Raw genomic sequence first — 16,998 nt, 5'->3', positions numbered from 1 at the left:
TGCCCGAGAGCGGCCTGCTCAGCCCCAGGTCAGGAACCGGTAGTGCAGTCCGGTGGAGGACTCCTGCCACTCCCCGACCGCGTCCGGCTCGCGACCCACCTCCGGCGCGTGCGTATCGCCCTCGAAGGACTCGCGGATCTCGGTCACCTCGATCCGGTCGGCCACCGGCAGCGCCGCGCGGTACACCTCGGCACCGCCCATCACCCACACGTCACCGGAGACCGCGGCGAGTGCCTGCCGCAGGTCCGGGAAGGTCTCCGCGCCTTCCTGCGGAGTGCGCGAGAGCACGAGATTGCGCCTGCCCGGCAGCGGCCGGAACCGCGCGGGAAGCGACTCCCAGGTTCGCCTGCCCATCAGCACTGCCGCGCCCGAGGTGGTCTCGCGGAAGTGCTTCATGTCCTCCGGCAGGTGCCAGGGCATGATGCCGTCGCGGCCGATGACCCCGTTGGACGCCTGCGCCCAGATCAGCCCGATCACACCGCCACCGGTGCCTTGATGCCGGGGTGCGGGTCGTAGCCGTCGATCTCGAAGTGCTCGTAGGTGTAGTCGAACAGGCTCTCCGCCGGCTTGAGGTTCAGCGTCGGGAACGGCCGCGCGTCGCGCGAGAGCTGCTTGCGCACCTGCTCGTCGTGGTTGTCGTAGATGTGGCAGTCACCGCCGGTCCAGACGAAGTCACCGACGCCGAGACCGACCTGCTGGGCGATCATGTGCGTCAGCAGCGCGTAGCTGGCGATGTTGAACGGAACACCGAGGAACAGGTCCGCGCTGCGCTGGTACAGCTGGCAGGACAGCTTCCCGTCGGCGACGTAGAACTGGAAGAACGCGTGGCACGGCGGCAACGCCATCTGCGGGATGTCGGCGACGTTCCACGCCGAGACGATGATCCGCCGGGAATCGGGGTTCTCGCGCAGCGTGCGCAGCACCTCGCTGAGCTGGTCGATGTGCCCGCCGTCCGGAGTCGGCCAGGAGCGCCACTGCACGCCGTAGATCGGCCCCAGATCACCGTCCGGCGCGGCCCACTCGTCCCAGATGGTCACGCCGTTTTCCTGCAGCCACTTGACGTTGGAATCCCCGCGCAGGAACCACAGCAGCTCGTAGGCCACCGACTTGAAGTGGACCTTCTTCGTGGTGAGCAGCGGAAAGCCGTCGGAGAGCCGGTAGCGCAGCTGGTGACCGAAGATCGACCGGGTGCCCGTGCCCGTGCGGTCGTCCTTGCGGGTGCCCGTGTCGAGCACGTGGCTGAGGAGGTCTTCGTACTGCGTGTCCGGCATGCCCACCAGCCTAGACGAGCGGCTCGTCCCACCTCGGAACCGATCGCCCGGGCTGAGGAGATGCGTCAGTTGCGGTTGGCGTGGCGGCGCCGGGAGCGAAACCTCGGACGCCGCCGGATTCCGGGCTCCGAGACTTGAGCAGCGACCTGCGCGGCTGCGGCCGTCCTCGCCGCAGCGCGAGCTGAGTCCCATCCCGCATACGGTTCCGCGTACTGCGAGGAACCGCAACGCAGCCGGGGCCTCCCGAACTCGGAGACCCCGGCGCCGCGCGCCTGCGGCCGCGCCGCGCGCCTGCGGCCGCGTCGCGCGGCCGCTCAGCCGAACAGCACCTCGGCCTCGTTGTAGCGCTCGAGCGGGACGGTCTTGAGCTCGGCGGTGGCCTCCGACAGCGGCACCCGGACGATGTCGGTGCCTCGCAGCGCGACCATCTTGCCGTGATCGCCCTCGCTGACCGCGTCGATCGCGTGCAGTCCGAAGCGGGTCGCCAGCACCCGGTCGTAGGCGGTGGGCGTGCCCCCGCGCTGCACGTGCCCCAGCACCACCGCGCGGGACTCCTTGCCGGTCCGGCGGGCGATCTCGTCGGCCAGCCAGGTGCCGACGCCGCCCAGCCGGACGTGCCCGAACGCGTCCTTCTCGCCGTCGGCCAGCACTTCCCCGCCGCCCTGCGGAACCGCGCCCTCGGCGACCACGATGATCGGCGCGTACTGGCCCTCGAAGCGCTGCTGCACCCACTCGGTGACCTGGTCGACGTCGAACTCCTGCTCGGGAACCAGGATCACGTTCGCACCGCCTGCCAGGCCGGAGTGCAGTGCGATCCAACCCGCGTGGCGGCCCATGACCTCCACAACCAGCGCTCGGTGATGCGACTCGGCGGTGGTGCGCAGCCGATCGATGGCCTCGGTGGCGATGTGCACCGCGGTGTCGAACCCGAAGGTGTAGTCGGTGGCTCCGAGGTCGTTGTCGATGGTCTTCGGCACGCCGACCACCGGCACGCCGTCGTGCGTGAGCTGCTCGGCGACGCCCAGGGTGTCCTCGCCGCCGATCGCGATCAGCGCGTCCACCCGCTCGGCATCGAGGGTGGCCTTGAGCCGCTCGATGCCGTTGTCCACCTTGTAGGGATTGGTGCGCGACGACCCCAGGATCGTGCCGCCGCGATTGAGGATCTCCTCGACCTTGTCGAGGCTCAGCGGTTTGGTCAGCCCCTCGATCGGGCCCTGCCATCCGCTGCGAAAACCGAGGATCTCGTGCCCGTGAACCGAGATCCCCTTACGGGTGATCGCGCGGAGCACCGCGTTCAGCCCGGGACAGTCCCCGCCACCGGTGAGCACTCCGACACGCATTCCAGCCGGCATCCTTGCCACCCTCCTCAGCCCTGAAGTGATCCACGTCTCCCCCTGTGGACACCCTGTCACGGGCTGTATCGGTGCAGCAAGCAACCGGAACGTCGGCAACCGCGCGCTAGGAGGCGAAGCCGCGCTTGCGGCGGACCTCCTCGATGACCTTCCAGCGCTCCAGGTTGTGCTTGGCATCGGCCAGCGCGTCGTGCGCGTTGTCCGGCGCGCCCGGGAGCTTCGGCTTGCCCACGTCCTCCCAGCGCTGCCGCAGATCGCGGGTGAACTTCGGGACCCGCCTCGGCAACGTCGGCATCGGTCCCCACAGCTGGGCCAGCGCCACGTGGTCGTAGGCCGCGTACCAGGCCCACAGCTCGACGTCCCCGCTGCGCGAGGTCAGGAACTCGTAGAGGTCGTCGCGGATGTTCGACCGCGACTTCCAGGTCTGCTCGGACGGCGGCGGCAACTGCGGAAGGACGTGCTGGCGCACCCAGGAACCGGCCTTGTTCGCGTCGAACTCGGTCGATACCGCGTAGAACTCCCGGCCGGACTCGTCGACCACTCCGATCGACACCAGATCGATGGTGTGCCCGTCCTCGATGAACTCGCAGTCGTAGAAATACCGCACCTCGACACCCTAAGCGGCCGCGTTTCGGCCGGTGGGGGCCGGGTCGGCTCGGTGCCGGGCCTCAGCCGGCCTTGGACTCGGGCAGCCGCTCGTCGCCGGCCGCCTGCCAGCCCGCGACCTCCTTGCCCTGCGCGGCCAGCTCGTCCTTGACCTTGGCGGCGTAGACGTCGACGTACTCCTGCCCGCCCAGCTCCATCAGGGCGTACATGATCTCGTCGGTGATCGAGCGCTCCACGAAGCGGTCACCGGCCATGCCCTCGTAGCGGGAGAAGTCGAGCGGCTCGCCGACCCGCACGATGACCTTGTGCGGGTACCACATCTTCGAGCCCAGCGGATTGACCTTGTCGGTGCCGACCATCGCGATCGGGATCACCGGTGCGCCGGACTCCAGGGCCATCCGCGCCACACCGGTCTTGCCCTTGTAGAGCCTGCCGTCGGGGGAGCGGGTGCCCTCCGGGTAGACGCCCAGCAGCTTGCCCTCGGACAGCAGCCGCGCACCGGTATCCAGCGCCGCCTGCGCGGCGGCCCCGCTGGAGCGGTCGATGGGCACCTGCCCGACCCCGGAGAAGAACGCCTTCTTCAACTTGCCCTTGACGCCCTTGCCGGTGAAGTACTCGCGCTTGGCCAGGAACGTCACCCTGCGCGGCATCATCAGCGGCATGAAGAACGAGTCGGCCACCGCCAGGTGATTGCTGACCAGGATCGCGCGGCCGTCGGTCGGGATGTGCTCGATTCCCTCGACCCGCGGGCGGCAGAACAGCTTCATGAGTGGACCGAGCAGAAGGTGCTTCATCACCCAGTACATCACGGCGCTCGCCGCCTCCTCATCCGCGAAACGTTCCTGTTCAGCGTACGGAGCGCCATCTGCGCGCACAATGCGGCCGTGACATAGGCGTTCGAACTCGACCTGCTAAGCGCTCGCCCCGGCGCGTCGATCCCGGGTGAGCACGCGCCGAGATCCCGTCCCATTCGTCGGCTTGGCGTGCGAACATGAGAAGCGGAACCAGGGATGTGAGTCGTTGGGAGGCCTGGGTGTCCGTGCTCTCCGGTGCCGAACCGTTCAACCACGAAGGCTCGGAAGACATCGGCGTGCTGCTGTGTCACGGCCTGACCAGTACTCCGCAGAGCATGCGGCCGTGGGCCGAGCACCTGGCGGCGGCGGGCTACTCGGTGCGGCTTCCGCTGCTGCCCGGGCACGGCACCCGCTGGCAGGACCTCAACCGGACCACGTGGCAGGACTGGTACGGCGCGGCCGAAGCCGCCTACGAGGACCTGAAGTCGCGCTACCGCGAGGTGTACGTGTGCGGGCTGTCGATGGGCGGCACGCTGGCGCTGCGATTGGCCCAGCGGCATCCGGACATCGCCGGGCTCGTCGTGGTCAACCCGTCGGTGCTGACCCTGCGGAGATCCGCGAAGCTGCTTCCGGTGCTGAGCAAGGTGGTGCCGTCGATCGCCGCGATCGCCGGCGACATCGCCAAACCCGGCACCGAGGAGCTGGCCTACGACCGGTTGCCGCTGAAGGCGATGGCCAGCCTGCAGCAGCTCTGGCGCGTGGTGCACCGCCACCTCGGCGCGATCGAGCAGCCGCTGCTGCTGATCCGCTCGGCGGTCGACAACGTCGTGGAACCCGCCAGCTCCGCCGCCGTGCTGCGCGGAGTGCGCAGCACCGATGCCCACGAGATCGTGCTGGCCGACAGCCACCACGTGGCGACTCTGGACTACGACGCGCCGCAAATCTTCTCCAGCAGCGTGAAGTTCGTGCAGCGGGTCCACCGCGACCGCAGCGAGGAAACCGTATGAGCGCCCGCCGCGACTCCTCGGACGGACCCGAGGACATCGACGCCGCCTTCGCCGAGATCGTCGCCGATCTCGAGCAGGACGAGACCTTCGCGCGCTGGACGTCGTCCACGTCGGACTCCGGTTCCGAGAGCACCGACGTGAAGGACCGGCCCGCCGAAGCCGAGCCGCCGAAGCCCGACTCCCCGAAGTCCGAGCCGCCGCGGTCCGAACCGCCGAAGTCCGAGCCCCCGAAGTCCGAGCCCCCGAAGTCCGAGCCGCCGAGGGCGGAACCGGCCGAAATCGGGACTGGCCCGCGCGATTGGGCCCCCGGCGAGGAAGAAGAGGGGCACTTCGTCCCGCCGGAACCACCACCGCTGCCCGTCCCGAAGCCGGCGACCCTGCTCGGCTTCGCGATCGTGGTGCTCGGGCTGGCAGTCCTGCTGTTCCCCGGCCTGGCCGGACTCTCCGCGACGGCGCAGCTGCCGCTCAGCCTCGTCCTGATCAGCGGAGGCATCGGCTGGTTGCTCTTCCGCCTGCGCCGGACGCCCCCGACCGACCCCACGGATCCGGACGACGACGGGGCCCAGGTCTGAGCCGCGAACGCCGCCTCGGATCGGCTCGCTAGAGGACTGCCGGACCGGACAGCGCGTGCTCGCGCGCGATGGCGGCCGCGCCGATCATGACCGCCGGGTCCCCGAAGTGGGCCACGCGGACCTGCGCGAGCGGACGGTGGCCCGCGCCGGTGACCGCGGCCGCGTAGTGCTCGCGGGCGCGGTCCAGGAACAGGTGGGCGGAATCCGAAACACCGCCGGAGAGGACCACGACCTCCGGGTCGTAGACGTCGGAGACCAGCGCCAGGCCCTCGCCGAGCCAGCGGGCGAGCTCCTCGACGGCGCGCAACGCCACCTGGTCCCCGGCCTCCGCGGCCCGCGCCACGTCCACACCGGTGGGCTGGGCGGGCAACGAGCTCGCCCCCTCGCCGCGCAGCTGCACCGCGGTGGCCGCCAATGCCGTGCCGCTGCAGTAGCGCTCCCAGCAGCCGCGCTTGCCGCACGGGCACTCCCGACCGTCCGGGACCAGCCGCAGGTGGCCGAGTTCGGGCGCCACGCCGTGGGCACCCCGGAAGACCTCGCCGCCGATGACCAGCGCACCGCCGATGCCGGTGCCGATGGCGACCAGCGCCGCCACGCGCGCCCCGATGGCGGTGCCGAAGCGCTGCTCGGCCACCGCCGCGGCGTTGGCGTCGTGCTCGAGCACCACCGGAAGTCCCAGGCGGGCGGCGAGCTCATCGGCGACTGCGACGTGCCGCCAGGCCAGGTGCGGGGCGAAACGAACCACGCGCAGGTCCTCGCTGACGAACCCGGCCACCGCGAGCCCCACACCGGAGACCGGATACCGGTCGGCGAGCACGCGAACGGTCTCGGCGATGGCCGCGTTGAGCTCCGCACCGGTGCCCGGGGTGCGGACCCGGTGGGTCTGCAGGATCTCGCCGTGCTGATCCACGACCGCGGCGCGCACGCTGGTGCCGCCGACGTCGACTCCGACCGTCAGCACGACGCGTCCTGCTCCGTCAGCACCGGACCTCGGACCCGCTGAACCTGGATGCGCTGCACCTTCGGTTCTGCGACGTCCTCCTCGTCCGCGGCCGGGGGCGCGGGGGTCTCGTCGCGGTGCTCGGCCAGGGCCTGGCGCAGCAGCTGCACGACGCCGAGCAGCTGCTCGGTGATGTCGGTGCGCTGCCCGCGCACCAGCGTCATCGCCGCGCAGAACGGGCACCGGCAGCAGGCCTGGCCGTCCTCGGGCGCCTCGCAGCCGCGCAGGTACTCCTCGGCCCGGCCCGCCGCGGCGTCCAGCAGCAGCCGGAGTTCCTCGGCCAGCTGCTCGTGCCGGTCCTCATCGCGCATGTCGTCCACTCGCACATCACCGCATCCACAGCTCGGGGTCGGGCCGGAACCGCACCGTCAGCCCGTCATCGCCGGCGACCGCGGAGGTCACCACGCAACGCTGCAGCACGGCGGGAAGCATCACCAGCCGCCTGCGCCCGTCGACCGTGATCGCCAGCTCATCGCCGATGCGAGCGAGATCGACCTCGGCGGCCGGATGCAGCGGCAACCCGACCAGCAGGGTGTACTCCGAGTCCAGCGACCGCCCTCCCCCGCCGACCCGCATCGTCGGCGCGGAGGAGGTGTTCTCCAGCGGGTCGGCGTCCCCGTAGAGCTCGGCGCCGAGCTCCAGCAGCGCGCCGGTGCCGATCGGTTCGCGCGCCCGGTGCGCAGCGCAACGCAGCGGTACGTCGGCGGCCTCCCGCAACGAGTCCAGGACCTCCTCCTGCTCGGCGCGGCGGGTGCGCATCCAGCCCGCCGCGGTGCTGCGACTCGACCCCGGGTGCGGGACCAGGCGGTTGGCGACCAGGCCGTCCACGCGGATCTGCTGCAGCGCCAGCGCGGTCAGGGTGCGACGGGTCTCGGCGGCGACCACCGACTCCGGGGTGAGCACCAGCCGGACGCTGGTGCCCTCGGCGGTGAGCATGTCCTTGAGCGCGGCCAACCGCTCGGCCAACCTGCCGAGGCCGTCGGCGACCGCGTCCCAGCGATCCAGCCGGTCGCTGCCGGCCACTCCGGCCAGCAGTCCGCGCACCGCGCGGCGATGGGCGGGGAACAGGCGTTCCAGGTAGCCGGCCAGCGATTCCGGGAGAGCCAGCAGTCGCAGCGTCTCCGCGGTCGGACCGCAGTCGACGATCACGGTGTCCCACAGACCGCTGCTGGCCAGCCGGTGCACCTCGGTGAGCGCGAGCAGGTCCTCGACGCCGGGAAGCACGGTCAGCTCCTCGGCGTCGACCTCGCCGACCCCGGCGCCGTGCAGCAGCGTCTGCAGGTGCTCGCGCAGCTCGCCCCAGTTGCCGTCGAGGAGTTCCCTGGTGTGGACCTCGGCGGCGTGCAGCGCGGTGCCGGTCTCGGCCAGGCGGACCTCGCGGGGTTGCGCGCCGAGTTCGGTGCCCAGAGCGTCCGCGAGGGAGTGCGCCGGGTCGGTGGAGACCGTCAACACCTTGCCGCCCTGCCCGGCGACGCGGGCGGCGGTTGCCGCGGCGAGGGTGGTCTTGCCGACCCCGCCCTTTCCGGTGAAGAGGAGTATGCGCAACGGGCTCTATTCGGCCTTCTCCACGCGGCGCTTCAGCTCCTTGAGCGCCGTATCCATGATCATTTTCTCGGCCTTGCGGCGGAACATGCCGATCATCGGGATCGCCAAGTCGACCGCCAGGCTGTAGGTGACGCGGGTGCGCCCGTCGTCGAGCGGTTCGAGGCGGTAGCTGCCCTGCTGCGCCTTCTGCACCTGGCCCTCGGTCAACTCCCAGCTCACCGACAGGCCGTCAGCGGCCCAGCTGTAGACGTTGATGTAGGTGTCCTTGACCACGCCTGCGTCCAGCACGAAGCGGACCTTCTCGGCGTTGCCACCGGAGTCGCTGGAGAGCACCTCGGTCTCCTTGACCGCTTCCGCCCACTCCGGATAGGCCGGGAAATCCGCGATGACCGCCATGATCCGCGCAGCGGGGGCTTCGATCTCGATGGACTGGGTGGACTGATCGACCATGCGCCGCAGGTTACCGGTTGCCCGCTCCCCCGGCGTCAACGAGGAGGGCGGTTCGTGCCGCGCTGCCGCGACCCGATGTCACCAGCGCAGCACATAGGGTTTCTCGGTGCGCTGGAAATGCCCCGCGTTGACGCATTCCGTGCGACCGATTCGCATTCGCGGCGCCAGCGGCTGGTGCACGTGGCCGAACAGCGACCAGCGCGGCCGATCGGTGCGGATGCGCTCCAGCAACGACGGCGCACCCAGCTCCGGGCGGCGGGCGACCACGTCGTAGGTCAGCTCGGGCACGGCTGGCGGCTGATGGCTGCAGAGCACGTCGACCTCCGGGAGCGCGGCCACCAGCCGGTCGTAGTCCTCGGACTCCAGCAGGTGCGGCACCCACGCCGAGTGCCTGCGCAGCACAGCACCCTCGGGCAGCCGGACACCGCCGACGAAGCCGAAGCGCAGGCCGCCGATCTCGGTCGCCTCCCCGTCGAGCACCTGGATGCCCTCGCGGGCGAACTCCGGCCACAGGTGCGGAGCGTCCACGTTGCCCGGGGTGAGGTAGGTGGGCGCGGTCATCACGGCGAAGAGCTCCGCGTACTGCTCGCGCACCGCGTCGGCCACCGTCTGCGCCGGATCGGTCAAGCTGTCCCACAGTGAACGCACGTAGTTGCCGAACTCCGGCCCTCGCCTGCTGCGACGCAGCTCGGCGAACCGGGCGACCTTCTCCGCGCCGAAGATGCGGCCCAGGATTCCGTTGCCGTGATCGTGGTAGTCGACGAAGTCGATCAGGTCACCGAGCACGACCAGCGCGTCGGCCCCGTCTCCGGCGCGTTTGAACGCCTCGACGTTGCCGTGGACGTCGGACACGACGTGGACGCGCAAAACGAATAACTCCCCTCGATGGACACTTCCGTGTCATGAACTTAGCCGCAACGGATGCCGAATCGCAGCCCGCGTTGTGCACTGGATGGTGACTGCAACAGTCCGAAACATAGCGTGACCGACCGGCCGCCGATCTTTTCGAATCAGCTCGGGCTAGGCTGTGTTCGCTGCTGTGGGCTGAGAAAACGGGGACTACCGCCGAGTAACTATCGGCGTTAGGTTGTGCCCGACTGACTGCGTGTTTTCCGGAGGTTTCGACGTGCGAGAGATCAGCGCACCCGCCACTACCAAAGTGGCTGAGGACGAGAACCTCACCGACATGGTGTGGGCCAACGCGGAGCGCTTCGGGAGCACGGTGAGCTTCCGCCGACGCGTCGACGGCACCTGGGTCGACGTCACCGCGGCCGACTTCGCCGCGCAGGTGCTGGCCGTGGCCAAGGGCATCATCGCCGCCGGGCTGCAGCCCGGTGAGCGGGTCGGCCTGATGTCGCGCACTCGCTACGAGTGGACCCTGCTCGACTTCGCGATCTGGTCCGCGGGCTGCGTCACGGTGCCGATCTACGACACCTCGTCGTCCGACCAGGCCGAGTGGATCCTCACCGACTCGGGTGCGAAGGCCGTGATCGTGGAGACCGAGGCGCACCGCGCCGAGGTGGACAAGGTGATCGACCGGCTCTCCGAGGTCGGCCACCTGTGGCAGATCGACGGCCCGACCGGCGGCGGCGCGGCAGGCGCGATCGACGAGCTGACCGCCCTCGGCAACGAGGTCGCCGACAGCCAGGTCCACGAGCGCCGCAAGGCCGTGAACGCCGAAGATCCCGCCACGCTGATCTACACCTCGGGCACCACCGGCCGGCCGAAGGGCTGCGTGCTCACGCACCGCAACATGCTCGCCGAGGTGCGAGCGGACATCAACGCGTTCCCGCAGCTGACCGAGCCGGGCAACTCGCTGCTGATGTTCCTGCCGCTGGCGCACGTGCTCGCCCGCGCGATCACCGTCATGTGCATCTACGGCCGGGTCACCCTGGGCCACACGCCGGACATCAAGGACCTGGTCAACGACCTCGGCTCGTTCCGGCCCACGTTCGTGCTGGCCGTGCCGCGCGTGTTCGAGAAGGTCTACAACTCGGCCAAGCAGAAGGCGCACGCCGAGGGCAAGGGCCGCATCTTCGACATCGCCGAGGAGACCGCGGTCGCCTACAGCCGGGCCCAGGACAGCGGCGGCCCCGGCCTGGCCCTCAAGGCCAAGCACTTCGTCTTCGACAAGCTGGTCTACGGCAAGCTGCGCAACGCGCTGGGCGGCCGCTGCATCGCCGCCGTCTCCGGTGGCGCGCCGCTGGGCGAGCGGCTGGCGCACTTCTTCCGCGGCGTCGGCGTACCGGTGCTGGAGGGCTACGGGCTCACCGAGACGACCGCGGCCGCCGCGGTCAACGTGCAGGACGGCTTCAAGGTCGGCACGGTCGGCCGCCCGCTGGCGGGCACCACGATCCGCATCGCCGAGGACGGCGAGGTGCTGATCAAGGGCGACGTGGTGTTCAAGGAGTACTGGAACAACGAGACCGCCACCAAGGAGTCCCTCGAGGACGGCTGGTTCCACACCGGCGACCTGGGCTCCCTGGACGAGGACGGCTACCTGCGCATCACGGGGCGCAAGAAGGAGATCATCGTGACGGCGGGTGGCAAGAACGTCGCCCCCGCCGTGCTCGAGGACTCGCTGCGCTCCCATCCGCTGATCAGCCAGTGCATGGTGGTGGGCGATCAGAAGCCGTTCATCGGCGTCCTGATCACCCTGGACGCGGAGTTCGTCCCGTCCTGGCTGGCGAACAACAACCGCCCGGCCGACATGCCCATGAGTGAGCTGGTCGAGGACGCCGACCTCCGCGCGGAGGTTCAGAAGGCCGTCGAGGAAGCCAACCAGAACGTTTCCAAGGCCGAGGCCATCAAGCAGTTCCGCATCCTCCCGGAGGATTTCACCGAAGCTACCGGGGAATTGACGCCGAGCATGAAGCTCAAGCGCAACAAGGTCGCGGAAAACCACGCGGCCGACATCGAGGCGATCTACTCCTGAAGCACGGCGAAATCGGTGTCGCCGGGGCCGCCGGCGCACCACCGGCCTTTTGAAGATCGGGTGCAGGGGGCCCGGGTCCGGATTCCACCGGCCCCGGGCCCTTTTTCGCTCGGACGGCAGTGCCGGATGGGCGATTTCGCCCGAGATCGCGCGTGATCCCGCCCGCTTCGATCACGAATCCCGCGCACGAAGAACTCGGGGCGGGCACCGAAGTGGTGCCCGCCCCGAGTTCGTGGAGACGAGTGCGTCAGCCGGCGACGCGGCGGATCGCCGTCACGTTGCCGATGTCGTCGTACTCATCGACCTTGACCACGTCGCCCGAAGTCGGCGCGTGCACGGCCTTGCCGTTGCCGATGTACATCGAGACGTGGCTGACCGGCTGGTAGTAGAAGATCATGTCGCCCGGCTTCAGGTTGCTCGCCGAGACCGACTTGCCGTCGTTGACCTGGGTCTTGGTGGAGGCGCCGATCGACACGCCAGCCTGCTCGTAGGCCCACTGCATCAGGCCGGAGCAGTCGAAGCTGCTCGGACCCTTGGCACCCCACACGTACGGGGAGCCCTGCTTGCTCAGCGCGGCGTTGACCGCCTGGATCGCGGCACCGGAGCCGGCGAGCAGACCGTGATCGGTGGAGCCGTCGGACAGCAGCGAGTCCTGCTCAGCGCCGCTGAGCTCGTTGTAGCGCTCCTCGACCTCGTCGATCTGCTCCTGCATCGCCTCGGTCTTGGCCTCGAGCTCCTGCTCGATGCGAGCAGCGTCGGCTTCGGCCTTGGCAGCGCGGTCCCGCGCCTCGTGCGCGGTCTTCTCGGCGGCCTCGGCCTGGTGCGTGGCGGCGGCGAGCGCCTGGATCGCCTTGTTGTTGTCCTTGGCCAGCTCGTCCAGCGCGGACGCCCGGTCGAGGAACGCCGACGGCGATTCGCTGACCAGCAGCGCGGAGAGCTTGTTCAGACGCGCGCCCTGGTAGCTGGCGTGCGTGAGCCGATCGACCTTGCCGCGGAACTGCTCTTCGGTGATCCGCGCTTGTTCGGCGACCTGTTCGGCCTGCGCCGCCTGCGCTTCAGCCCGCTTGAGCTCCTCTTCCTTGGCGTCGTGATCGTCCTCGGCCTTCTTCTTCTCCTCGGTGAGCTGCTCGGCCTTGTGCTGCAGATCCCGCACCTGCTGGGCGGCTTCCGAGGCAGTGTCGGGCAGGGCCGGATCAGCGGATGCAGGACCGGCTGCCACGCCGACGACCGCTGCTACCGCGGTCGCGGCCAGTGCACCTCGCAATGAACGCTTGATTCCGTGCGACGCCACGTCGCGCACAGCTCCTTCAATTCCTCGAACCGCTTTTGCCGCGGCGGATTTCGCATCCAGGTCGCGGCACGGTTCCCCGACAACCGGTGTAGCGGCGCCCCGTGGGTCGCTCGGTCTGAGCAACTGATCGCCACGAGGACTCGAGTAGGTTACGAAAGGTGAGCCCGCCCGTCCAGGAGCGGGGCATGTTTTCGCAAAAGCCGCACGGGTTTCCCCTAACGGAGGAGAGTCATGCGCTCACTGTCACCGAAGGCGGGCGGGTTTCACCTGCCCCAGTGAGACCTTCGCTCGCCTGATCGGGCACAGCGGGTGATCTCCTATGAAATCGGACACATCGCTGCCATCGGCGGGCGGTCGCTTCCGTCGCCGAGCGGCCAGCAACCCCGAGAAGCGCTGCAAGACCGTCCACCCGGCACCCGCTCACGCTCGCGACAGTTTTGCCTAAAACTGTCCGGACATTTCGGGCACCGAACGCTCGTAAGTTTTAGGGGTCCTTGCGGTATGCGGCGGAGCCGCTGTTTCAGGTGTGGGACTCAGCTCGCGCCGCCGCGGGTTCTAGACCCGGTGCAGGCGCTCGACCAGTACTGCTGACGAGACCGCGTACGCACCGCGCAGCTGCACCGAGGTGACCACCGCGCGGTCCGAAGTGGCCACCACGAGCTGCCTGCCCTTCGGTTCGGCGGCGACCAGATCGCGGATCACGTCGTCGGCCTGCACACCGGGCTCGCTGAACAGCACCCGCACCCCGCGCGGCCTCGCGCTGGGCACCGCCAGCACATCGGCACCGTCGAAGACGGCCGTGACCTCCGCTCCGGTGCGCGCGGCCAACGCGGCCAGCTGGTGCGCGAGCCGGTCGCGCTGATCGGCCAGCGGCAGATCCGGGTAGCCGGTCTTGGTGACGTTGTAACCGTCCACGATCAGGTGCACGGCGGGCAGCGCCAGCAGCCGGTCCAGCGCGGGCGCGTCGGCCACCTGACCGGCCGTGCCCACCTGCTCGCGCACCCGCTGGACGACGTCGGCCGGGCGCGGACCGGACCCCGCCGCGCCGAGCTCGCGGCGCAGTCCGCCGACCGCGCTCTCCAACGTCTCCAACAGCAGCGCGAGCCGCACCTCATCGCCCTGCCGCGCCTCGCGCGCGCTCTCCCTGGCGACCTGCACCTCGGCAGCGGACCGCTCGGCGCGCTCGCGCTCGGTGCGAGCGCGTTCGCGCTCCTTGTCGCGCTCGGCCGCGACCTCCGCGACCGCCTCGTCCCGCGCGGATCGGACCTGCTCGAGCTCCCGCCGGGCGTCCTCCGCGGCGTCCTTGGCCTCGCGCAACCGGGTGCCCTGCTCCCGGAGGCGCTTGCGCAACCGGTCGGCTTCCTCGTTGTTCTCGGCCCGCTCGGCGGACTCACGCGCTTCGGTCAGCTCGGTGCGCAGCCGGTCCACCTCGGACGTGAGCCGGTTCGCCTTGGCCATTGCGGAATCCCGCTCGGTCCGCAGCTTGCCCTGCTCGGCCCGGAACGCGACCAGCTCGGCGTAGTGCGAGGCGACCGGAGAGCCCTGCAGCACGGCGGCAGCACCCACGGCCACCGGGTCCTGGTCCTCGAGCGACAGCGCCGCCGGTTGGTGCTTGCGGCACCAGTCCACCACGGCGGTGCGGAACACCGCGGAGTCGCGCAGCGCGCTCAGCAGCGCGGTCTGACCGAGCTTGGCGCGCTTGGCCGGAGCGAAGCGCACCACCGGGCGCAACGTCGCCGGAACGTCGCTGAGCCGCATCTCGCCCAGCGCCCCGGCGGCGAGATCTGCGATCCTGCCCCGCAGCGGCGCGGGCAGCTCGTCGAAATCGACCGGCGCGGCGCCGTCGTCCGGCTGCGGATCATCCACAGCGGACTCGTCGGGGGTGGGACCGTCCGGTCCCGTCATCGGTGGCGCCACCCCCACAGGTTAAAGGCCGCCGTCGGCCGCTCCGGCATCCGGCGACGTTGTCGGTAGCGGGACGTAACGTGCCGATGATGTCCACGCACCGCCAACTGACCTTCGACGAGATCGCCACCAGCGATGAGGTCCCGCTGCACGAGGTGACCTTCGTGGTGGTGGACCTGGAGACCACCGGGGGTGACCGGGAGGGCGACGCGATCACCGAGATCGGTGCGGTGAAGGTCCGCGGCGGTGAGGTGATCGGTGAGTTCGGCACCCTCGTCGACCCGGAGCGGGACATCCCGCCCGCGGTCGTGTCGATCACCGGTATCACCGAGGCGATGGTGCACGACGCGCCGCGCCTCGATTCGGTGCTTCCCGCGTTCCTGGAATTCTGCCGGGGCGCGGTGCTGGTGGCGCACAACGCTCCGTTCGACATCGGCTTCCTGCGCGCCGGCTGCGCGCGCCTGGAGCTCAGCTGGCCGAAACCGCAGGTCCTGGACACCGTTCGGCTGGCGCGTCGGGTGCTGACCCGCGACGAGACGCCGAACCACAAGCTGGGCACCCTCGCCCGGGTGCTGGGCGCGCGCACCGAACCGGTGCACCGGGCGCTGGACGACGCCCGCGCCACCGTGGACGTGCTGCACGCCCTGCTGGAGCGGGTCGGCCCGCTCGGGGTGCGCACTCTGGAGGACCTGCTCGGTCACCTGCCGGACGTCAGCCCGCAGCAGCGGCGCAAGCGCGGTCTGGCCGACCAGCTGCCCAACGTCGCGGGCGTCTACCTGTTCCGGGGCCCCAACGACGAGGTGCTCTACGTGGGCACCGCCAGCGATCTGCGGCGGCGCGTGCGGCAGTACTTCACCGCCGGGGAACGCCGGGCGCGGATCAAGGAGATGGTTGCCATCGCCGAGCGGGTGGATCACGTCGAGTGCTCGCACCCGCTGGAGGCCGAAGTCCGGGAGCTGCGGCTGCTCTCGGCGCATCAGCCGCGCTACAACCGGCGCTCGAAGTTCCCGCAGCGCGCCTGGTGGGTGGTGCTCACCGACGAGGCGTTCCCGCGGCTGTCGGTCGTGCGCACGCCCCGAGCCGACGCGCTGGGCCCGTTCGGGTCGCGGCACGCGGCGGTCACCGCGATGGAGGCGATGCAGTCGGCCAGCCAGGTGCGCCGCTGCACCGAGCGCATCTCGGCCAAGCGCCCGAGCGGACGCCCCTGCGCGCTGCACGAGCTCGGGCACTGCGGTGCTCCGTGCGCCGGACTGCAGAGCACGGCGGACTACGAGCCCGAGGTCATCGCCATCCGCGACGTGATCCGCGGCCATCGGGCAGACCTGCTGACCCGCCTGGAAGCCGAACTGCAGCGCCTGTCCGAGGCGCAGCGGTTCGAGGACGCCGCAGCGCACCGCGATCGGCTGGCCGGCCTGGTGCGTTCGCTGGACCGGGGGCAGCGGCTGGCCGCGCTGGCCGCCGTCCCGGAACTGGTCGCCGCCCGCCCGGACGGCGGGGGTGGCTGGCACCTGGCCGTCATCCGGCACGGCCGCCTGGCCTCCGCGGGCAAGGCCCGCCGCGGCGTCCGCCCGATGCCGGTCGTCGACGTGCTGCAGGCCTCCGCCGAAACCGTCGTGCCCGGAGCCGGACCGCTGCGCGGTGCGCCCGCCGACGAGGCCCGCGTGATCTACCGCTGGCTGACCACCGGAGGCACCCGACTCGTCCGCACCACCGCGCCCTGGGACGAGCCGGCCAACGCCGCGGCCACCTGGCGCAGCTGGCTGGACAAGGCGACCAACGGCAAGACGCCGTACCCGGCCACGGATTGACGCGCGGACCGCAGCGCTCAGGCGGTCATGTCGAACGCGGCGTTGACCTTGGTGGGCGCGAGGCGGACCACCAGCTCGCCCGGGACGCCGTTGCGGCGACCGAACTCCTCGGCGCGCTCCGGCCCCATGTAGCGAGCCGCGATCGCGGTCGCCGTGCGGATCAGCTCGTCGGGATCCTCCGACACCTCCGCTCGCGCCTGGACCTGCACGAACGCGAAGGGTGGTTCCGGCAGGTCCACGCACAGCGCGATCCTGGGGTCGCGGAGGATCGACCGCCCCTTGGCCGTGTCCTTACCGGTGTTGAACACCAGCTCGTCGCCCTCGACGACGAACCACACCGGCGCCACCAGCGGGCGACCGTCGGGAGCGGTGAAACCCAGCATGCCGGTGCGGGTGCCGTGGGACAGGAACTCCTGGACCCGGGTATCGGAGATTGAAGCCATGCGCCCGACGCTACCGAGC

17 protein-coding genes are annotated in these 16,998 nt (G+C 70.4%); 4 read left to right on the top strand and 13 right to left on the bottom strand.

The window, feature by feature from the left end:
* Window positions 1-18: 18 nt before the first annotated feature.
* The 5 genes from ABD289_RS07915 to ABD289_RS07895 form a co-directional block, all read right to left on the bottom strand.
* Complete coding sequence (locus ABD289_RS07915) at window positions 19-477, bottom strand: dihydrofolate reductase (RefSeq protein WP_344128279.1); 459 nt, start codon at window positions 475-477, stop codon at window positions 19-21.
* Window positions 474-1,271, bottom strand: coding sequence for a thymidylate synthase (locus ABD289_RS07910; protein WP_344128277.1), 798 nt, complete (start codon window positions 1,269-1,271; stop codon window positions 474-476). The genes ABD289_RS07915 and ABD289_RS07910 overlap by 4 nt, the downstream gene beginning before the upstream one ends.
* 314 nt (window positions 1,272-1,585) lie before the next feature.
* Window positions 1,586-2,611 carry a 6-phosphofructokinase gene (locus tag ABD289_RS07905; protein WP_344128275.1) on the bottom strand — a complete coding sequence of 342 codons (1,026 nt, stop codon included), beginning with the start codon at window positions 2,609-2,611 and terminating at the stop codon, window positions 1,586-1,588.
* A gap of 118 nt (window positions 2,612-2,729) precedes the next feature.
* On the bottom strand, window positions 2,730-3,230 hold the full coding sequence (locus ABD289_RS07900; protein ID WP_344128273.1) for a polyadenylate-specific 3'-exoribonuclease AS: 501 nt from the start codon (window positions 3,228-3,230) through the stop codon (window positions 2,730-2,732).
* Window positions 3,231-3,291: 61 nt separating this feature from the next.
* Window positions 3,292-4,038, bottom strand: coding sequence for a lysophospholipid acyltransferase family protein (locus ABD289_RS07895; protein ID WP_344128270.1), 747 nt, complete (start codon window positions 4,036-4,038; stop codon window positions 3,292-3,294).
* A 224-nt stretch (window positions 4,039-4,262) separates the two neighbouring features.
* On the opposite strand from ABD289_RS07895, the gene ABD289_RS07890 reads away from it, so the two are divergent.
* Both ABD289_RS07890 and ABD289_RS07885 read left to right on the top strand, forming a co-directional pair.
* Entirely contained in the window at window positions 4,263-5,030 is a 768-nt protein-coding gene (locus tag ABD289_RS07890; protein WP_344129164.1) for an alpha/beta hydrolase, read from the top strand.
* Window positions 5,027-5,602, top strand: a complete 576-nt coding sequence (locus tag ABD289_RS07885; protein ID WP_344128268.1) for a DUF308 domain-containing protein — start codon at window positions 5,027-5,029, stop codon at window positions 5,600-5,602. The genes ABD289_RS07890 and ABD289_RS07885 overlap by 4 nt, the downstream gene beginning before the upstream one ends.
* A 28-nt stretch (window positions 5,603-5,630) precedes the next feature.
* Here ABD289_RS07885 and ABD289_RS07880 read toward each other — a convergent pair whose 3' ends face one another.
* From ABD289_RS07880 to ABD289_RS07860, 5 genes are all read right to left on the bottom strand, one after another.
* Complete coding sequence (locus tag ABD289_RS07880) at window positions 5,631-6,563, bottom strand: ROK family protein (RefSeq protein ID WP_344128266.1); 933 nt, start codon at window positions 6,561-6,563, stop codon at window positions 5,631-5,633.
* Window positions 6,557-6,928 carry a hypothetical protein gene (locus tag ABD289_RS07875; protein ID WP_344128264.1) on the bottom strand — a complete coding sequence of 124 codons (372 nt, stop codon included), beginning with the start codon at window positions 6,926-6,928 and terminating at the stop codon, window positions 6,557-6,559. The genes ABD289_RS07880 and ABD289_RS07875 overlap by 7 nt, the downstream gene beginning before the upstream one ends.
* Window position 6,929: 1 nt before the next feature.
* Window positions 6,930-8,147 carry an ArsA family ATPase gene (locus ABD289_RS07870; RefSeq protein WP_344128261.1) on the bottom strand — a complete coding sequence of 406 codons (1,218 nt, stop codon included), beginning with the start codon at window positions 8,145-8,147 and terminating at the stop codon, window positions 6,930-6,932.
* 6 nt (window positions 8,148-8,153) lie between these two features.
* Entirely contained in the window at window positions 8,154-8,597 is a 444-nt protein-coding gene (locus tag ABD289_RS07865) for an SRPBCC family protein (protein WP_344128259.1), read from the bottom strand.
* A gap of 78 nt (window positions 8,598-8,675) precedes the next feature.
* On the bottom strand, window positions 8,676-9,464 hold the full coding sequence (locus tag ABD289_RS07860) for a metallophosphoesterase family protein (RefSeq protein WP_344128257.1): 789 nt from the start codon (window positions 9,462-9,464) through the stop codon (window positions 8,676-8,678).
* A gap of 259 nt (window positions 9,465-9,723) precedes the next feature.
* Here ABD289_RS07860 and ABD289_RS07855 point away from each other — a divergent pair, with 259 nt between their 5' ends.
* The gene (locus ABD289_RS07855) at window positions 9,724-11,532 is read left to right on the top strand and encodes an AMP-dependent synthetase/ligase (protein WP_344128255.1); all 1,809 of its coding nucleotides are present in this window, start codon (window positions 9,724-9,726) and stop codon (window positions 11,530-11,532) included.
* A 247-nt stretch (window positions 11,533-11,779) separates the two neighbouring features.
* Here ABD289_RS07855 and ABD289_RS07850 read toward each other — a convergent pair whose 3' ends face one another.
* Entirely contained in the window at window positions 11,780-12,823 is a 1,044-nt protein-coding gene (locus tag ABD289_RS07850; RefSeq protein ID WP_344128253.1) for a C40 family peptidase, read from the bottom strand.
* Between the two features lie 555 nt (window positions 12,824-13,378).
* The gene (locus ABD289_RS07845; RefSeq protein ID WP_344128251.1) at window positions 13,379-14,728 is read right to left on the bottom strand and encodes an NYN domain-containing protein; all 1,350 of its coding nucleotides are present in this window, start codon (window positions 14,726-14,728) and stop codon (window positions 13,379-13,381) included.
* An 89-nt stretch (window positions 14,729-14,817) separates the two neighbouring features.
* Between ABD289_RS07845 and ABD289_RS07840 the strand changes: the two genes are divergently transcribed.
* On the top strand, window positions 14,818-16,536 hold the full coding sequence (locus tag ABD289_RS07840) for a DEDD exonuclease domain-containing protein (RefSeq protein WP_344128249.1): 1,719 nt from the start codon (window positions 14,818-14,820) through the stop codon (window positions 16,534-16,536).
* Between the two features lie 17 nt (window positions 16,537-16,553).
* Here the strand turns inward: ABD289_RS07840 and ABD289_RS07835 are convergent, their stop codons facing one another.
* Window positions 16,554-16,979 carry a PPOX class F420-dependent oxidoreductase gene (locus ABD289_RS07835; protein ID WP_344128247.1) on the bottom strand — a complete coding sequence of 142 codons (426 nt, stop codon included), beginning with the start codon at window positions 16,977-16,979 and terminating at the stop codon, window positions 16,554-16,556.
* Window positions 16,980-16,998 lie beyond the last annotated feature (19 nt).

It is taken from the genome of Saccharopolyspora halophila, from assembly GCF_039531955.1.
Lineage (GTDB): Bacteria > Actinomycetota > Actinomycetes > Mycobacteriales > Pseudonocardiaceae > Saccharopolyspora > Saccharopolyspora halophila.
This window is presented reverse-complemented; position numbering and strand designations above follow the sequence as displayed.